21 protein-coding genes and 1 tRNA gene are annotated in these 16343 nt (G+C 61.5%); 9 read left to right on the top strand and 13 right to left on the bottom strand.

Annotated elements, in window-relative coordinates; all coding sequences use genetic code 11:
- From AC4NN3_RS01020 to AC4NN3_RS01010, 3 genes are read right to left on the bottom strand one after another with little or no spacing between them, the layout of a single operon-like run.
- Complete coding sequence (locus AC4NN3_RS01020; RefSeq protein WP_491925289.1) at positions 1-960, bottom strand: ABC transporter permease subunit; 960 nt, start codon at positions 958-960, stop codon at positions 1-3.
- Positions 957-2105 (bottom strand): ABC transporter ATP-binding protein, encoded by a 1149-nt coding sequence (locus AC4NN3_RS01015; protein WP_491925288.1) that lies wholly within the window; start codon positions 2103-2105, stop codon positions 957-959. Before AC4NN3_RS01015 ends, AC4NN3_RS01020 begins: the two co-directional genes overlap by 4 nt.
- Before the next feature lie 54 nt (positions 2106-2159).
- On the bottom strand, positions 2160-3251 hold the full coding sequence (locus AC4NN3_RS01010) for a polyamine ABC transporter substrate-binding protein (RefSeq protein ID WP_491925287.1): 1092 nt from the start codon (positions 3249-3251) through the stop codon (positions 2160-2162).
- Between the two features lie 434 nt (positions 3252-3685).
- Between AC4NN3_RS01010 and AC4NN3_RS01005 the strand changes: the two genes are divergently transcribed.
- From AC4NN3_RS01005 to AC4NN3_RS00990, 4 genes are all read left to right on the top strand, one after another.
- Positions 3686-4612: a pseudouridine-5'-phosphate glycosidase gene (locus tag AC4NN3_RS01005; protein WP_491925286.1), complete on the top strand. Its 927-nt coding sequence runs from the start codon at positions 3686-3688 to the stop codon at positions 4610-4612.
- Positions 4609-5523, top strand: a complete 915-nt coding sequence (locus AC4NN3_RS01000; protein WP_491925285.1) for a carbohydrate kinase family protein — start codon at positions 4609-4611, stop codon at positions 5521-5523. Before AC4NN3_RS01005 ends, AC4NN3_RS01000 begins: the two co-directional genes overlap by 4 nt.
- 48 nt (positions 5524-5571) lie before the next feature.
- Complete coding sequence (locus tag AC4NN3_RS00995) at positions 5572-6576, top strand: Gfo/Idh/MocA family protein (RefSeq protein ID WP_491925284.1); 1005 nt, start codon at positions 5572-5574, stop codon at positions 6574-6576.
- 109 nt (positions 6577-6685) lie between these two features.
- Positions 6686-6761, top strand: a tRNA-Ala gene (locus tag AC4NN3_RS00990).
- 166 nt (positions 6762-6927) lie between these two features.
- Here the strand turns inward: AC4NN3_RS00990 and AC4NN3_RS00985 are convergent.
- The 7 genes from AC4NN3_RS00985 to AC4NN3_RS00955 form a co-directional block, all read right to left on the bottom strand.
- A complete protein-coding gene (locus AC4NN3_RS00985) occupies positions 6928-7521 on the bottom strand; it encodes a hypothetical protein (RefSeq protein WP_491925283.1) in 594 nt (197 codons plus the stop codon).
- Between the two features lie 216 nt (positions 7522-7737).
- Positions 7738-8658: a hypothetical protein gene (locus AC4NN3_RS00980; protein ID WP_491925282.1), complete on the bottom strand. Its 921-nt coding sequence runs from the start codon at positions 8656-8658 to the stop codon at positions 7738-7740.
- Positions 8659-9278: 620 nt separating this feature from the next.
- Entirely contained in the window at positions 9279-9632 is a 354-nt protein-coding gene (locus AC4NN3_RS00975) for a hypothetical protein (protein ID WP_491925281.1), read from the bottom strand.
- Positions 9629-9850 (bottom strand): hypothetical protein, encoded by a 222-nt coding sequence (locus AC4NN3_RS00970; protein ID WP_491925280.1) that lies wholly within the window; start codon positions 9848-9850, stop codon positions 9629-9631. Before AC4NN3_RS00970 ends, AC4NN3_RS00975 begins: the two co-directional genes overlap by 4 nt.
- Before the next feature lie 56 nt (positions 9851-9906).
- A complete protein-coding gene (locus AC4NN3_RS00965) occupies positions 9907-10164 on the bottom strand; it encodes a hypothetical protein (protein ID WP_491925279.1) in 258 nt (85 codons plus the stop codon).
- Positions 10165-10370: 206 nt separating this feature from the next.
- A complete protein-coding gene (locus AC4NN3_RS00960) occupies positions 10371-11264 on the bottom strand; it encodes a hypothetical protein (protein ID WP_491925278.1) in 894 nt (297 codons plus the stop codon).
- A gap of 54 nt (positions 11265-11318) precedes the next feature.
- Positions 11319-11624 (bottom strand): hypothetical protein, encoded by a 306-nt coding sequence (locus tag AC4NN3_RS00955; RefSeq protein ID WP_491925277.1) that lies wholly within the window; start codon positions 11622-11624, stop codon positions 11319-11321.
- Between the two features lie 106 nt (positions 11625-11730).
- On the opposite strand from AC4NN3_RS00955, the gene AC4NN3_RS00950 reads away from it, so the two are divergent.
- Both AC4NN3_RS00950 and AC4NN3_RS00945 read left to right on the top strand, forming a co-directional pair.
- Positions 11731-11979, top strand: a complete 249-nt coding sequence (locus AC4NN3_RS00950; protein WP_491925276.1) for a helix-turn-helix domain-containing protein — start codon at positions 11731-11733, stop codon at positions 11977-11979.
- Positions 11980-12007: 28 nt separating this feature from the next.
- A complete protein-coding gene (locus AC4NN3_RS00945; RefSeq protein WP_491925275.1) occupies positions 12008-12727 on the top strand; it encodes a hypothetical protein in 720 nt (239 codons plus the stop codon).
- A gap of 41 nt (positions 12728-12768) precedes the next feature.
- On the opposite strand, the gene AC4NN3_RS00940 is transcribed toward AC4NN3_RS00945, so the two are convergent.
- The 3 genes from AC4NN3_RS00940 to AC4NN3_RS00930 form a co-directional block, all read right to left on the bottom strand.
- Positions 12769-13143 (bottom strand): hypothetical protein, encoded by a 375-nt coding sequence (locus AC4NN3_RS00940; RefSeq protein ID WP_491925274.1) that lies wholly within the window; start codon positions 13141-13143, stop codon positions 12769-12771.
- Positions 13143-13334, bottom strand: a complete 192-nt coding sequence (locus tag AC4NN3_RS00935; protein WP_491925273.1) for a helix-turn-helix transcriptional regulator — start codon at positions 13332-13334, stop codon at positions 13143-13145. Before AC4NN3_RS00935 ends, AC4NN3_RS00940 begins: the two co-directional genes overlap by 1 nt.
- Before the next feature lie 236 nt (positions 13335-13570).
- On the bottom strand, positions 13571-13975 hold the full coding sequence (locus AC4NN3_RS00930) for a type II toxin-antitoxin system PemK/MazF family toxin (protein ID WP_491925272.1): 405 nt from the start codon (positions 13973-13975) through the stop codon (positions 13571-13573).
- 212 nt (positions 13976-14187) lie between these two features.
- Here AC4NN3_RS00930 and AC4NN3_RS00925 point away from each other — a divergent pair, with 212 nt between their 5' ends.
- From AC4NN3_RS00925 to AC4NN3_RS00915, 3 genes are read left to right on the top strand one after another with little or no spacing between them, the layout of a single operon-like run.
- On the top strand, positions 14188-14577 hold the full coding sequence (locus AC4NN3_RS00925; protein ID WP_491925271.1) for a hypothetical protein: 390 nt from the start codon (positions 14188-14190) through the stop codon (positions 14575-14577).
- Positions 14574-14900, top strand: coding sequence for a hypothetical protein (locus AC4NN3_RS00920; protein WP_491925270.1), 327 nt, complete (start codon positions 14574-14576; stop codon positions 14898-14900). Before AC4NN3_RS00925 ends, AC4NN3_RS00920 begins: the two co-directional genes overlap by 4 nt.
- Positions 14900-15589: an SOS response-associated peptidase gene (locus AC4NN3_RS00915; protein WP_491925269.1), complete on the top strand. Its 690-nt coding sequence runs from the start codon at positions 14900-14902 to the stop codon at positions 15587-15589. Before AC4NN3_RS00920 ends, AC4NN3_RS00915 begins: the two co-directional genes overlap by 1 nt.
- Positions 15590-16343: the final 754 nt, after the last annotated feature.

Below are 16343 nucleotides of genomic sequence, written 5' to 3'. Positions count from 1 at the left end.
TCAGACTCCCCGTTCCTTATCCTGCACCGCATCCTGGGCGCGTTGCAGCAGCATGATGGGCACGACCACGGCGACCAGCATGGCAATGGCCACGGCGGCGGCACGCGGCCAGTTGGTATTGGCGAAGAACTCGTCCCACAGCACGCGGCCGATCATCAGCGTCGACGGACCGCCGAGCAGCGCGGGAATGACGAATTCGCCGATGGCCGGAATGAAGACCAGCATGCAGCCGGCAATGATGCCGGGCATGGACAGGGGCAGGGTGATGGAGAGGAAGCTGCGCACCGGCCGTGCGCCCAGGTCGGCGGCGGCCTCGAGCAGGGCGCCGTCGAGTTTGACCAGATTGGTATAGAGCGGCAGGATCATGAAGGGCAGGTAGGTATAGACGATGCCGACATAGACGGCGAAATCGGTCTGCATCATCACCAGCGGCGGAATGCCGAACAGGCCCAGGAACTGGTTGATCACGCCATTGCCGCGCATGAAGCCACTCAGCGCATAGACGCGCAGCAGGAACGAGGTCCAGAACGGCAGGATGACCAGCATGAGCAGGATATTGCGCCACTGGTCGGGAGCGCGGGCTATGGCATAGGCCATCGGATAGCCGATGCAGAGGGCGACGACGGTCGAGATAAAGGCGATCTTGATCGAGCTGAGATAGGCGGCGACATAGAGACTGTCGGTGAACAGGCGCAGGTAGTTGTTCAGATGCAGCGTCAGCTGCACCGTGCCGTCCTCATTGGTCAGCAGCGGCGTATAGGGCGGCCGGCCGAACTGCTTCATGGTCAGCGATATGGAAAAGACCACGGCCAGCGGCACCAGGAAGAACACCGCCAGCCAGATGGCCGGGGCGGCGATGACCAGGGCCCGGCCGGAAATGCCGACGGCGGCCAGGGCGCGCTCGACGCCCGACCAGACGCGGGGACGTGGCGCGGGGGAGTGGCTGTCGAAGCTGCTCATACTGTCAGCACCGAACCGGCGCTGTGGCCCCAGGTGAGAAAGACCTTCTCGTCCCAGGTGATGGCGTCGGGATTGCCGCGCATGGTGTTGGTCTGGGTGACGCGCAGCCGTTTGCCACTGGCCAGCAGCACCTGGTAGACGCTGACATCGCCCAGATAGCTGATTTCCTCGACCGTGCCGGCGGTGACATTGGCGTCATGCGCGCCAGCGGGGCGCTCGCGGCTCAGGGTGAGCTTTTCCGGACGGATGGCCCAGCTCAGGCGCTGGTCGGGGGCGCAGTCGACGCCATGGCCGACATAGATGTCGCAGCCGAGTTCCTCGGAGCGGATGCGCACATGGGCCGGCTCGTCCTCGGTGACGACGCCCTCGACCATGTTGACCGAGCCGATGAAGCCGGCGACGAATTTGGAATTGGGAAATTCATAGATGTCGGTGGGCTCGCCGATCATGGCGATCTCGCCCTGGTTCATCACCCCGATGCGGGTGGCCAGACTCATGGCCTCTTCCTGGTCATGGGTGACGACGATGAAGGTGACGCCCAGCGTCTCCTGGATCTTGACCAGTTCGAACTGGGTTTCTTCGCGCAGCTTCTTGTCGAGCGCGCCGAGCGGCTCGTCGAGCAGCAGCAGCTTGGGCCGCTTGGCCAAAGCGCGGGCCAAGGCGACACGCTGGCGCTGGCCGCCGGACAGCTGGTGCGGCTTGCGCGCGCCATAGTCGGCCAGCTTGACCAGGGTCAGCAGCTCGGCGACGCGGTCGGCAATCTCGCCGCGCGGCAGGCCGTCGCGCTTGAGGCCATAGGCAATGTTCTGCTCGACATTCATATGCGGGAACAGCGCATAGGACTGGAACATCATGTTGACCGGCCGGTTATAGGGCGGCACATGGGTCATGTCCTGGCCGTCGATCTCGATGCTGCCCGAAGTGGGCTCCTCGAAGCCGGCCAGCATGCGCAGCAGGGTCGACTTGCCCGAGCCCGAACCACCCAGAAGGCAGAACAGCTCGCTCTTGTAGATATCGAGCGACACGTCGGCCACGGCGAAGATGTCACCGAATTTCTTGGTGACATTCTTGATGCGCACGAAGGGCTTGGCCGCTGGATCGCGCCAGGGGCGCGTGTCGACGGCGAGCTGGGGTTTTTTGACCATGTCGGACCCTATGGAGGCAGAAGGGGCGGCTCATGCCGCCCCTCGGGATTGGACTTACTGGCCGGTCTTGATGCGCGTCCAGGTGCGGGTCAGCACTTCCTCGAATTCGGGGTTGTGCGCCGCCATGACGAAAGCCTTGGCGATGGTCTCGGCCGGCGGATAGATGCCGGGATTGGACTTGACCTCTTCGGCGACGAACTCGGTCGCGGCCAGGTTGGGGTTGGCGTAGAACACATAGTTGGTGATCGCGGCCACGACCTCGGGCTCTAGGATATAGTTGATGAACTTGTGCGCATTGTCCGGGTGCGGCGCGTCAACCGGAATGGCGAGGAAGTCGAACAGGGTCGCGGCGCCTTCCTTGGGGATGACATACTGCACCTCGACGCCCGCATTGGCAGCCGCGGCGGCATCGGCGGCGATGAAGATATCGCCCGAATAGCCAAGGGCCACGCAGGTTTCGCCATTGCCCAGGTCATCGATGTATTGGGACGAATTGAAGTAGCGGATGAACGGCTTGATCGAGGTCAGCAGTTCCTCGGCCTTGAGCAGGTCTTCCTCGGCTTCCGAATTGGGGTCGAGGCCGAGATAGTTAAGCGCAATGCCGACAACTTCGGAGGGGCTGTCGAGCAGGCTGATGCCACAGGCGGAGAGCTTTTCGGCAAATTCAGGCTTGAAGATCAGGTCCCAGCTGTCGGTGGGGGCGTCGGCACCCAGGATTTCGGTGACCTTGGCGACATTGTAGCCATAGCCGATGGTGTTGATCATATAGGGCACGGCGTGGGCGTTGTCGGGGTCCTGGTTGGCGGCGGTGGCCATCACGGCAGGGTCGAGATTGCCCAGATTGGTCAGCTTGGTCTTGTCGAGCGGCAGGATCAGGCCGGCCTGGATCTGGCGCTCGAGGAAATTGCCCGAGGGCACGACGATGTCATAGCCGGAGCTGCCGGCCAGCAGCTTGGCATCGACGATCTCGTTATTGTCATAGACGTCGTAGTTCACCTTGATGCCGGTGGCGGCCTCGAAATTGGCGATGGTGTCTTCGGCGATATAATCGGACCAGTTATAGACGTTGAGCACGGGTTCTTCCTGAGCCAGCGCAGGGCTGGCCACCAGGAGAGCGCCGAGGGCGAGGACAAGCTTTTGGTTCATGTGGACGGGAGCTCCTGTTCGCGTGGTTCTGGGTTTTGGGGCGCTGCACCTTGTGCAGCTATTGTCGTCATGCTGCCCCTGCCGGGACAGCGGCCGCTGCGGCCAGGGCCTAGCTTTCCAGGTCCGGCTGATGGCGAATTTGCTGGTCGTGGAGTGCAGAAACCCTGCGCGCGATGGCGCCCGGCAACCTGACTGAACCGGCCCCGTTGCAGGACCCATAGCGATCTGCGGCAGTGACGCGATCAACCGGAAACGTGTTCAGTGCAGTGCCCTTTCTGCAATGGAGTATGGGCAAAGCGTAAAGTGAAATTGCCGGGCGGACAAGGGATTTGGATGCGGCGTCGGCGGGGGGTTGACGCTGTGCGACAACAAGGCGCAAAACCCGCGCCAACAGGGCCGGTATGGCCCGCTTTTCGACCCTTCAGGAAGACCTCATGACCGCTACGGCCTATCTTTCGATCAGCCCCGATGTGCAGCAGGCACTTGATGCGGGCAAGCCGGTGGTGGCGCTGGAATCCACCATCATCACCCATGGCATGCCCTATCCGCAGAACCTGGAAATGGCGAAAAACGTCGAGGCGGTTGTTCGCCAGCATGGCGCCGTGCCAGCCACCATCGCCATCATGGACGGCAAGTTCTGCGTCGGCGTCTCGGGCGACGACCTTGAGCGGCTGGCGCTGGCCGGCGGTTCGGCGGCCAAGGCGAGCCGGCGCGATGTCAGTGCGCTGCTGGTCAAGCGCGCCATTGCCGGCACCACGGTGGCCACCACCATGCAGATTGCGGCCTTGGCCGGCATCAAGGTGTTCGCCACCGGCGGCATTGGCGGGGTGCATCGCGGCGCCGAGACGACCTTCGACATATCCGCGGATCTTCAGGAACTGAGCCGCACGCCGGTGGCAGTGGTCTGTGCCGGGGCCAAGTCGATCCTCGATATCGCCAAGACGCTCGAAGTGCTCGAGACCAATGGCGTGCCGGTGCTCGGCTATGGCACCGACGAGTTCCCCGCCTTCTGGGCGCGGCAGAGCGGCTTTCCGGTCGATCACCGCTTCGATGATGTCGCCGATATCGCCGCGGCGATCGCCAACCAGATCGCCCTGGGCATGGGCGGCGTGCTGGTGGCCAATCCGATTCCGGCGGGCGATGCGCTCGACCCGGCCGCCATCGAGGCGCGCATTGCCGAGGCCATTGCCGGGGCGGAGGCCGAGGGCGTGTCGCGCAAGGCGCTGACGCCGTTCCTGCTCAACCGCATTTTTGAGCTGACCGGCGGCAAGTCGCTGGTCGCCAATATTGCCCTGGTAGAAAACAATGCCATGGTTGCCGCGCAGATCGCGGTGGCACTGGCGGCCGCATCGGCGGCATGAAAGCGCGGGTGCTGGTGGTCGGGGATGTGATGACCGATGTCATCGTCATTCCCGACGGGCCGATCGTCAAGGGCAGTGACCGGCGCGCCAGCGTGCGCAGCCGACCGGGCGGATCGGGCGCCAATCAGGCCGTCTGGCTGGGGGCCATGCAGGCCGATGTGTGGTTTGCCGCCCGGGTCGGCGCCGCCGACCGCAGCATGTACGAGAACTATTTCCGCGGTCGCGGCGTGGTGCCGATGCTGGCGGGGGATGAAGAGCAACCCTCGGGCGTGCTGGTCACGCTGGTTGATCCCGATGGCGAGCGCAGCTTTCTCACCGATCGCGGCGCCAATCTCAACCTGTGCGCGGCCGACCTGCCCGAGACCCTGCTCGATGGCGTGGGCCTGGTCATGGTGTCGGGCTATAGCCTCTTTGCCCCCGGGCCGCGCGCTGCGGTACTGGGGCTGCTGGCCAGCGCCAAGGCGCGTGGCGTCGCCATCGGGATCGACCCGGCCTCAACCGGGTTCCTCACCGATATCGGCCCGGCGCAATTTATCGACTGGACCAAGGGAGCGGACTGGATTTTTGCCAATGCCGAGGAGGCGGCGCTGCTGAGCGGCGCGGCCGGGCTCGAAGACCAGGTGCGGGCGCTGGGGACCTGCTTTGCCAATGTGATCGTCAAGCGCGGCCGGCTGGGCGCCGTATTGGGTGGCCGCGACGGCATACGCCTCGACCTGCCCGCGCCCAGCGTCACGGTGCGCGATTCCACCGGGGCGGGCGATGCCTTTGCCGCCGGCTTTATCGCCGCTTTTCTTGACGGCAAGGAAGAGGCCGCCGCCATGGCAGCGGGCATCGCCGCCGGCGCCAGGGCCGTGCAGGTGATTGGCGGCCAGCCGCAGGAAGATGGCGGGCCGACAGCGCCGGCAGGCTAGCCAAGCGGCATCGGCGCCGCTAAGCCTTGCGCAACAGGGAGGCATGACATGAGCGGCAAAAAAGTGCGTTGGGGCATTCTGTCCACGGCCAATATCGGCCTGCAGAAGGTCATTCCCGGCATCCAGAAGTCGGCGCATTCCGAGGTGGTGGCGATTGCCTCGCGCGACCTGGGCCGGGCGCAGGCGGCAGCCGACACGCTGGGCATTGCCAAGGCCTATGGCTCCTATGAAGAGTTGTTCGCCGACCCCGATATCGACGCCATCTACAATTCGCTGCCCAATCATCTGCATGTGCCCATGACCGTGGCCGCGGCCAAGGCGGGCAAGCATGTGCTGTGCGAAAAGCCCATGGCGCTCAGCGCCGCCGATGCGCAGGCGCTGCGCGCCTGCCCGCCCGACCGGCTGGTGCTGGAAGCCTTCATGATCCGTTTCCATCCGCAATGGGCGCGTGCCCGCGAGATCGTGCGTTCCGGCGAGCTGGGCGAGATCCGCTCGATCAATGCGGTCTTTACCTATTTCAATGCCGACCCGGCCAATGTGCGCAACCAGGCCGATATCGGCGGCGGCGGCATCATGGATATCGGCTGCTACCCGATCACCGCGGCGCGCTACCTGTTCGAGAGCGAGCCGGTGCGCGTGGTGTCGCTGGTCGAGCGCGATCCGGGTTTCGGCACCGACCGGCTGGCCAGCGTGCTGGCCGATTTCGGCGGCGGGCGACAGCTGAGCTTTACCTGCTCGACCCAGACCGTGCCGCATCAGCGGGTGCAGGTCTTTGGCAGCAAGGGCAAGCTCGAGGTGATCATCCCCTTCAACGCCCCCGCCGATGAGCGCACCGCCATTACCGTGGATACGGGCGCGCCGTTCGACGGTTCGCTGGCGCGGCGGGAAATCCTGCCGGCGGTCGATCAATATGCCGAACAGGCCGAAGCCTTTGCCCTGGCCGTGCTGGGCCAATCCAGCCTGCCCTGGGGCATCGAGGATGCCATTGCCAGCATGAAGGTGATCGACGCCATCTTTGCCAGCGAAGAGAGCGGCGGCTGGGCCCGCGTCTAGCCGGCCTGGCCCGGCTTTGTCACCGATGCCGGGCGCGACCGGCGTGTGGGCAGCGGCCGCTTTGCCTCTTGCCCGGCGCGCGCTGTTTCTCCTATCATCGGGGTCGGATGGGGCTGTAGCTCAGTTGGGAGAGCGCGTCGTTCGCAATGACGAGGTCAGCGGTTCGATCCCGCTCAGCTCCACCATTCTCGCTCATTATCGTTTTGATTTTGCTCGATTAAATTCACTACTTTTAGCCTTTCCCCATTTCCATCCCCACTTTGGATGGCTGCTTGGACGGCGGATGGACGTGATTCTGCAGCAAACCGCTGCGATACTGGCTCTGTCCACAACAACAGCCAGATTAGAATTTTAAAGTGGTTTTACTGCCGATTCACCAGCGAACATCGATCCGCACGGTAGCGCCATTCCCCACACCGCCGCGGACTTGAGAAAGCCTCCTCGGCGGACTTCCACCGTATCCCACTTGGCTACACCAAGGCACCATTGAGCCACGCCAGAAGGCAGGGCGAAGTTCTCGGCCATTATGGCTATGACCTGATTGGTTTCTGATCCGCAGTTCGAAGGTGGGGCGCAAAAGTCGTTCTCGATAGCGAGCTCCTGAGCGAAATCCCAACCCATGGACATTGTCCATTGGCCCACGCCATAGCCGCCGCCGAATACGAGTATCGTCATCAGCACGATTGCGGGCAATCTAGACCGCCAGCTCGCGACCTTTGGTTGGGGCGTCGGAGGAGGTGGAGCCAGCACAAGCGGCTCTGGCTCAACATCGGCTTGAGGGGCGGGCGCAACCACATAGGGTGTGAGGAAATCGCGCCAGCCCGCCATGTTGCCCATTGGGTCGGTATTGACCGCTGGAAACTCCGGAACCTGAATACCGACAGCGGCGAGACGTGGCCGCAAATTGTCCAGCGCCTCTATATCGGCCAACGGGTCTGTGCCCAAGTCCAATGTCCAAGGTCGAGTTTCCGCTAGCTGACCCAACATTTGGTCTAGCCAGTCGACAGTGTGGCGCACGTCTTGCGCTAAACTCGGGTCCGCCATCCCGCTGCCCCCCCCATTCCCAGCAATCAAGCAGAGCTTTCAGAGGGAGTCGAGTCGGTCCACGCATTTGTGCCTTTCGCCTTGGCCAGTCGGCGGTCACTGACTACAATTGCAAGTTCAGGTTCGTTCCGTAGACATCCTACCCGCGGCATCCCACTCGATGTCGGTTTCGACGAATGCCTCGACAGTCACGTCCTCTGCAAAGCGGGAGGCATGCTCGGCCAGCAGCGAGCGTGCAGCGGCAACCGCGGCTTTCTTGCCAGCGCACTTCACGTGGCACGTGTCTACCGTTGTGCCGACCGGGCCGACATAGTCGCTCGTGGTCCACTGCATAATCTCAACATATGCATACCATATGCCGTCGCCCTTGCGTCGCCGCCGCGCAATTTCCAGCAATTCGTCGGCCATCTCCGCGACAGCTCTGTGCAGGATTGGGTTGTCGAATTCGCCAGACAGTCGCCTTGCTTCAAATGCGATGCCGGCAAGCGCAGGTTCCTTCAAGTTAGAGAGTGCATCCTGGATTCGATAGAACGGCTCATTTAATGAGGAAAGAGCGCGTTTCCCCTCGTGTGTGAGTGGCGGCGGTTTCACCGCCGATCCCTTGGCTGCCTTTAAAGTGCCGGACCTGCTCTTCTTGAAAATGTCGGATACCACGACAGCGAGGTCGTCCTCCCCTACCGCCCAGTGGTGTTCTTCCTCGTATTGTTTCCGCCTGATTTTCGGCTGCAAATCCACTACCTTGCCGCTGCTGGTCGCTTTGTTCTGCCACCAGGTTTCGAGGCCGGCCGCGAGGGATTTCTGCAGGCTCTCGGCAATGCCACCATCCTTGTCGAAGACCCAAATGGAGCCGCGGTTGGCAACGATCTGGTCGGGCTTCCCATCGACATTGTCGAGAACGATTTCGAGGACCTTCTGACGTGTGCCCGCGTAGTCCGGCAAAAAGTCTTGGGCCCTGCTAAGCCGTTCGACCAGTTCCGTTGGCAGCCGGATGGGTGGCGCGCCATCGGGGAACAAATAATGCCGGACAGTGTAGCCCAAGAGGTTCCTCCCAACGACCAAGTTGAGAGGCACAATTACATGGAATATATACGTTTCGGAAGAGTCCGTGGTGTTTATGACGGTTGCCATTGGGCTTAGATCATCAGCCCCTGCAATTGGGGCGCCGACCGTGATGTCATCTGATGAGGTAACGGGGGTGTTCCAGGGGTTGGGGGGTGATGACATCACGGTGCTATCCTCTGGAGGACGTCTCCAATTAAACTATGGGCTTACAGTTTCCGTGAGTGCAGTCACTAGTGCATGAGAGGGGACACCGAGCGCCACCAGCCGGTTGTAAAGTCGCGCTTTAGCGGTCGGATCGGTGAGCTGGCGACACCACACATGAGGGAGCGTATTCCCCTTGGCGATGTTGCAAGCCGGGCAGCAAGGCACCCGATTGAGGGAGTGCCACTCATTAGTGAAAAGCCAACCGGCGTTTTTGAGCGCGCACTTTGGGACAATGTGGTCAATCGTTTTGGCTCGGGGCTCGCTTTGGTCGGTTGTTCGGACAAGCTCCGCAGAGCAGTAAAAGCAGGGTGATTCCGCGCGCCGATTTTGTGGCACTTGCGGCGTTGAAACCCCCGAAAATACGGGCGAAACGTGGGATGATTCCACTTCGCCTAAATCAGGCATCTTTCACCCCCATGCGGCGTCGGCAGCCCATCGAGCAGGGCCCGCACCAGTTGGAACGCTAGGCGCTCGTCAACGAAGCCGGGCTCCCGCCCATCGGGGAAAGCATGCCAGTCCAGTACGCGGGCTTTGAGCTGGATATGGGCCGGGGTCTGAGCCGGAAGGTCGGCAATCTGGCTACAAACGTCAATCAAGGCATTGCAGGCAACATTGTATGCGGCTTCATCTGCGTCGCTGCTGCCGGGGACATCAACACGCGCCGCTGCTTTCCGCTCCAATGACGCGGCTTGATCAAAAACCACAGCGTGTTCGTCCAGGGTCGGCACTAGGATCGGGTTCATCATGCGGCCTTTCGGGTGATGCGCTTGGCGCGGATCGGGGGCGGGTTCATGGTTTGGGGGCTGGTGTTGTCGTCGGGCTCGTCGCCCGCGTCGTGGCCTTCCCTGTCGTCGGTGACATAGTGCCAGCCACCGGAAGGACGGAGGGCGATACCGAAGCCCAGGGACGGCTCCAAGTCGCCGTTGGGCTCTAGGTCCGGGTCCCCGTCGATGGTATCGAGCAAGGCAATTAGTCGCTCTATGGCATCCTCTATCTGGCGGCGGTCTAGCGCTCCCATGGCTAGCCCCGCTTGAACGCTGCAGGGGGCGCATAGCCGGCGATAGCCTCGGCCTCGGCCACCAGCCCAGCGGCAGGGCCGTCTAGGTCGTGTTCCCCGTAGTTTGTCAGCAGCAAGAGCTTGATGGCAAAGCCGTCGAGCGTGGTGGGGCGGATGGCGGCTGCCTCCTGCTCGATGGCATAGAGCCGCGCCATATGAGCATCGGCCCGCGCGTCCGCAGTGTGGCATACCGCGTCATACTCGGCCCGCCATTCGATCATAAGGCTATGCAATCTGGCATCGCTGGCGGCGGGCTCTGCTGCCGGGACAGGGCTGAGGGGCAAGGCGCACACAAGGGCAGCGGCGCTGCTTTTTATCGCGGTGCGGCGATTGGGTAGGGGTAGCTTATCCATGGCTGTTGCTCTCTCTGGGCGGGGCTGGGGGAGGCTTGGGGGAGCGTTGCTGCGCGTTCCCAAGCCGTCACAATTCAGGCGGCGGCGATGGCCAGAGCGTCGGGGCAGGCGGCGGCGATAAGGGGCCATTCGTTTCCATCGGCTGGCCGGGTAGTCTGGGCGGTGTGGAGCGCCAGCACGTAACCGCCGTGGAATGCCCCGCCCAAGCCTTCCAACGTTGGACGCAGCCGTTCCGCATCCGCCAGATATGCTAGTGCCTTGGCGCGGATGCCCCAGACAGACGCGACCGGGGCGCGCGACACAGCCGCAAAGCCATCAGCAACGGCGCGCGCAGCATCGGCGCGGCGCTGCAGCATTTTCGCGGCACCCGACATTTCTAGAACGCGCGCCCGCTCGTCAAAGTAGGCTTGGCTGATAGCAAGTCTGCGCTCTAGTCCGGCCACGTTCTTGGCAAGCCGGACCCGGTCCTTTTCCAGCGTGTGAGGCAGGCGCCCGCGCGGCCCATATGACCGGGCAAATGTCAGCAGGTTGATAATGTATTCCGGGTTCTCGACGGAGAAACAAAGGCGCTCCCCTGCCTTGGCGCGCTTCCCCCAACGCAAGGGCAAATCCTCGGCACGGCGGAAAATGAACGCCCCCAGAATATCGGTTTCGGCCTCTAGGCGCTGGCCATAGCCTTTGTCGGCATTGGCGAAGCCCAAGATTTCTTCTGGGGCGGAGGGCCAACGGTGGCGCCATTCGGCCTCAAACCAATCTAGGTCAGTGCTGGCAACGTCGAGGGCTTTGCGCGCCTCGGCCAGCGCCTGCAGGGCAGTGACGATTTCCGGGGTTTCGACGGCGTAGCCCGGTAGGGGCAGGGCGGCGGGCAATTCAGCGGACAGAGCGGCGGAACCGATAGCCACGGAAGCGGCAGAGGCGGCAGCAATGCCGAAAGCGGCGCGGCGGGTAATCTTGTGATCCTGAGACATGGCTAAACCTTTCAGGGCGGGGAGTTGGGCGGAGGGGATTGAGACGGGTTGGGGCTAAGCCGCCAGCCGCGCCAGTTCAGCGGTCAAGACGCTGTGTTTGTTCCAGTCGGTACGCTCGCCATAGGCCATCCATTCTAACTCGGCGTGGATAGCAGCAACGCGGGTGAGGGCGGCGGCAGTGGCGGGCTTCCGGGCAGCTACGGGGGCAGCGGCAGGCTTTGCGGCTGCGTTGGTCTTGGCAACTGCCCAAGCCATGCGCAGGCAATAGGCGAAGTGGGGGCGGTTGAAGGCCTCCCCACGGCGAACGCCCCAGCCATTGAATACATCACGCCGGTAATCGGCCCAGGCCTTGGTGAACATTGCGGATCGGTTGAGCATTTACGTTGCCCTCATTAGCGATACGATGTATCTATAACGATAGTCCGTATCTGTCAATACAGGGTATCGAAATTAATACGAGGTATTTATGACGCCAGCACAGGCAAGAGCAGCACGGGCCCTTTTGAAGCTCGGCGTGCGCGAGGTAGCAGAACTGGCAAAAGTGACGCCAAACACGGTCAGCCGCATCGAACAGGACGACCAAGGGCCAAGGGGTGCGCAGCCGGTGACAGTGGATGCAATCAGGCGCGTCTATGAGGAAGCGGGTGTGGAGTTCATTCCCGAGAACGGCAAGGGGGCCGGCGTCAGGCTGGCGAAACCGAAGGATCGGGCGTGATGCCGAAGCTTAGGCGACGGGGCAAAACGTGACACCGCTGGCAGCCAGACTATTCAGGACGACCGACGAGGCCACCCAGCGCCAATTGGCCGCCTCTCAATTCTTCGAATGCACCGCTCTGACGCCGTTGGCACTTGAGATGCGGTTTTCCGACGACACAGAAAGCGGTTTCAGCGGAAATGCTCGACTGCCTGCACAAAAGACGTTTATCGAGGCCCTCATCAGGGGCAAGCGCGTCGCATTTATATGCCAAGAGCGCGAGGACGATGGGAGGGTGTCCGTCAATGCGATTGCTGAGTTCGATGGACGGGCTCATCTCGCTTGGCAGGCTGCCTTCACGCCGGGCACCGATCAGATCACGTTCAACGACAAGGCGCTGCCATCCAAGGAGATGCAGGACGCGATTTTTGTCGGCCTTACGCTGGTAGAAAAGTTTCTTTGCATCATCAACCAGCCGGGCCTGATCGACCTTCGCGCCAGGGACACTGACAAAAGGGTGATGCGGGAAGCCAAGGCTCGAAGCATGGACCCACCGCCCGCCCGCTGGCATCAATGCCATATTCGTCCCGGCCTGCACGGCGCTGGGAGCGACGCTGGCGCCAACCACCGTGAGCACCAGCTGCACTATGTGCGCAAACACAAGAAGCCATCGCTGGGGCCAGATCGTTGGATTGATGGTTATTGGCGAGGAAATGCGGATCTCGGCATACACCTGAAGAGCTATGTCGCTCATCCACCGCAAGTTTAAACCGAACGGTGGAAAGTCGACGGCATGACCATGCGCGGGCCCTAGTCCTCGTCATCTATGGCTGTCGCAAGCCACGTGGGCCGAATGCGAAATTTCGAGGGCGACCGCTTTTGGATGCGAGCCCGCAGGGCATCGGCCACGGCGTTGGCCGTATACTGATCTGTCCCGTTGGTCTGGCGTGACAAGACCCGCGTGGCATAGACCAGAACGTCCTGCGCCGATACGAACGCCTGGTCCACCGGCACGCCTTTGGCGCGCTCGGCATCGAGATGGTAGAACAGTCCCTCGGCGACGGCGCGATTAAGGATGTGGGTGGTGGGCGCACCGGCATTCTTGAGCTTGTTGCGGCGCTTCTGCTGACGGGCGGTATCGGCTTTGAGCGCCCGAGCGCGGCGGCTGGAGTGATGGTCCGACATTACTGGCTATCCTTGCCGCCGAAGCTCGGCAAGTTATCCAGCCAAGCATTCAGATCACGCGCCAAAACGATGGTGCGATTGCCGATTTTGCGTACCTTGATTTCACCAGCAGCAACCAGCTGGTAGAACTTGGTGCGGCTGATGCCGACCAGCTTCAGGACGTCGGAAACGGAATATGCCACGGGGTCCATGATTGGGCTCCGCCGGCTGAACGGCCGGGCGCGCACCCGACTGGATCAGGCGCACTCCCCATTATTCACACATCGTAGCAAGGGACACGCGGAAACAAAAAACCCGCCGTTAGGCGGGCCTTTCGGACACTGACAATATCTAGGCTACTCGAGGCTTGTCATCGCCCATTGAGCAGCCTGCCTAGCAAGCTAGGTCTTAAAGCCCGATATCCGGGGTACGAGCGGAATATAGGTCATTAGTCGCGTTTCAACAAGTGGCCCATTCCAAGCCCATGCAGCATACCGATACGCACTGCAGCTAAATCGTCGCCGTCCAACTGAGGCGTGGCCCACTTGCGTCTACCGACTTTAAAGCCGTTCAGCCGCGCTATCGAGATGTTCATTATTAGGTCGCATTTGGCCCAGCACGGCAGGGCATCATCTTCATCGGGGTGATAATTTTTCGAAAGGCGCACAACAAACGGCAGGTGGTGCTTCGGCCCCGTCAGGCTAATTGGCACTATCGTGACAAGCTCCGAGCGGTGAGGCAACCGAGGGGACGTCACAACCACTGGCCGAACCTTACAGATTTCGGGTTCCTTGAGGTCAGAGAAATCGGCCACCAGTACTTGGCCAGCGCGTGGATAAAAACTGATTGGCATAAATTACCGCTGTCACGATTCACACCGCCGAGCAATTAAGTTGACCAACTTACCCTCACTCAGCTGCTCCATATTGCACACACGGGCTCGTGGAAGCAGCGTCAGCATGCGTCGAGTCTGCCTTTCCCGTCAGGGAAGATCAAACTCCCAGGCATGGATTGCGGCCATAGCCACAGCGGGCCTATGCTCTTCTTCTAATGTTTGGGGGGAATATGGCACCGGATTACGATCCATTTGCTGGGCGAACCGCTACTGAGCGAGAAGCAATCGCCAGTGCAATGTTCGAGCTCCAGCTTTGGCTTGAGGACCGCAGGGGCTGGTTTACGTGGATGTGGATTTTGGGCGCTGGGGCCATCGGCTGGGTTATGTTTAAATCGGTCACTGAGACGAACTGGCTCTCGAACAACGGTTGGCATGCCGCGATCAATATTTTCGGGGGAGCAGCTTTTTTTGTGTCAGGGGTCGCGCTGCGTATAAATGCGGCGCTTGAGATGGTCCATTTCAAGAGGCTAGAGCGCATAGCCGCTGCGCCGTGCGCTTTTCTGGATAACTTTGATCGTCAGGCCGCCTATCTTGCGACCCGCGACGACAGCACAAAGTGACCGTTTACGCCTGGACTACTGACGACGACGAAGTCGCGCTCGATGCTGTGATTGTCGGCATCGGGAGTGACGGCCCTGCCCTTGAGGGCGCTGGCCTGCCCGCAGAGCCAGTGCTGGCGTCTGTCTACTGGCCGGCGCGACTGTTCCAGGGCGATATAGTCGAAGCCCGCATGGAAGGCCCGTTCGAGCCTGCGGTTGCTCTCGACTATGCCGAGGTAATCGCAAAGCTCTATGAGTTCCCGCGCGTTGTTATCGCAATCCAAGACCGATCCCTATGGCGCGATGAGTGGGGGGAGTTGGCTGAGATTGAGGGATTTCACTGATGTGCGGACGCTTCACCAACGAAATGACCTGGGCACAAATCCACGCGCTCTACAAGCTCAGCGATGAGCTGCACCCAATGGCGCCGTCCAACATGCAGCCTCGGTACAATATCGCACCAACGCAGGACGTTGATTTCGTCCACCTCGACCGAGCCGGGAACATGGAGTTGGACAAAGGCCGCTGGTGGCTGGTGCCATTCTTCGCCAAGGAATTACCTAAGGCGGCCATGTTCAATGCCCGCATCGAGACAATCGACACCTCTGGCGCGTTCCGCGAGGGCTTCAAATCCCGGCGCTGCCTGATCCCCGCCGATGGCTATTTTGAATGGACCGTGAGCGATGAGGACGGGAAGAAAGACCCCTGGCTGCTGCAGATGCCAAATGCCGCCGGGTTCAGCTTTGCTGGTATCTGGGCGCACAATGACAACTTGGGTGTGACCAGCTGTACGATTATCACTGCACCAGCAGTGCCAGAGATTGCCCACATCCACACCAGGATGCCGCTGATCCTGTCGCCGGATGCCTATGGTGCCTGGCTCGATACGGATATCCAGGGCGTGGATGCAAAGGCCCTGCTGCTGGGCGCCCAAATTGATAGCCAGCTTGAGTTTCACCGGGTTGGACGGGACGTGAATAACAGCCGGTACGAAGGCACTGACACCAAGAAGCCGTTGATCAATTCACTCTAGGTAAACGGGGTGCGGTTTCCTCGCGCTCTCCGGTGTCCCCTTCAACCTTCGTATAAAGTCGGACCATGGACACGGGGTGCCCCGGCTGTTGACAATAAACTCGTGCCCGCAGGTTCCGCTTAGCCCCGCTACGGACCAACTGCACGCCGAGAACTAGCTCCGCAGCTTTCTCCGGAGTATGCGCTTCGACGGTCGCTGGATCTGGGTCGATAGTCTCAGTTTGTAAGTCGATAACGAGGTACTTTTTCATAGTGTCCTCGGCTTAACTGGAGCCAGAAATTACGTTGGGTGCACAGCAGTGAGGTTCGTTACGCCTTCGGGCGGCACCCTCAGGTCAAGTGAAGTTAAGTGACGGTCCATCGATGATCGCCGCCGTCCTCGGCCTCCCCGGCGAGGCGCCTACGTTATAGCTCGGCCGAAAGATTGGCCATCAGGTCCGCTGCCGGTCGGGGAACTGTGTCAGCTCTCAATTCGGATTCATACTGCATGCGCAGAGTTCTCATCAGACTTCGAAGGAAGCCCGCGCTCTCGGCATATAGGTGGTCGGGCGGAGGCATGACTAGCACACGAGCAGCGATGACGGCGATTTCAGTGGCTGTGTCGCGCGGGATGTCGGTTTACACCAGCCTCCACCAGGCTGCCGTAGCAGCATCAGCCGCTTCCTGCTTACCTCCGCCAATGCCGGTTTCATTGAACCATCCTGAGCTGCTGCCGGTTCGGTGGACACTCGGTTAGGCTAACTTAGCTTGCTCTT

The sequence above is a fragment of the Devosia sp. MDV22-iso42 genome, assembly GCF_058629155.1.
Note: the sequence above shows the minus strand (reverse complement) of the source record. Positions and strands in the feature narration are given on the sequence as shown.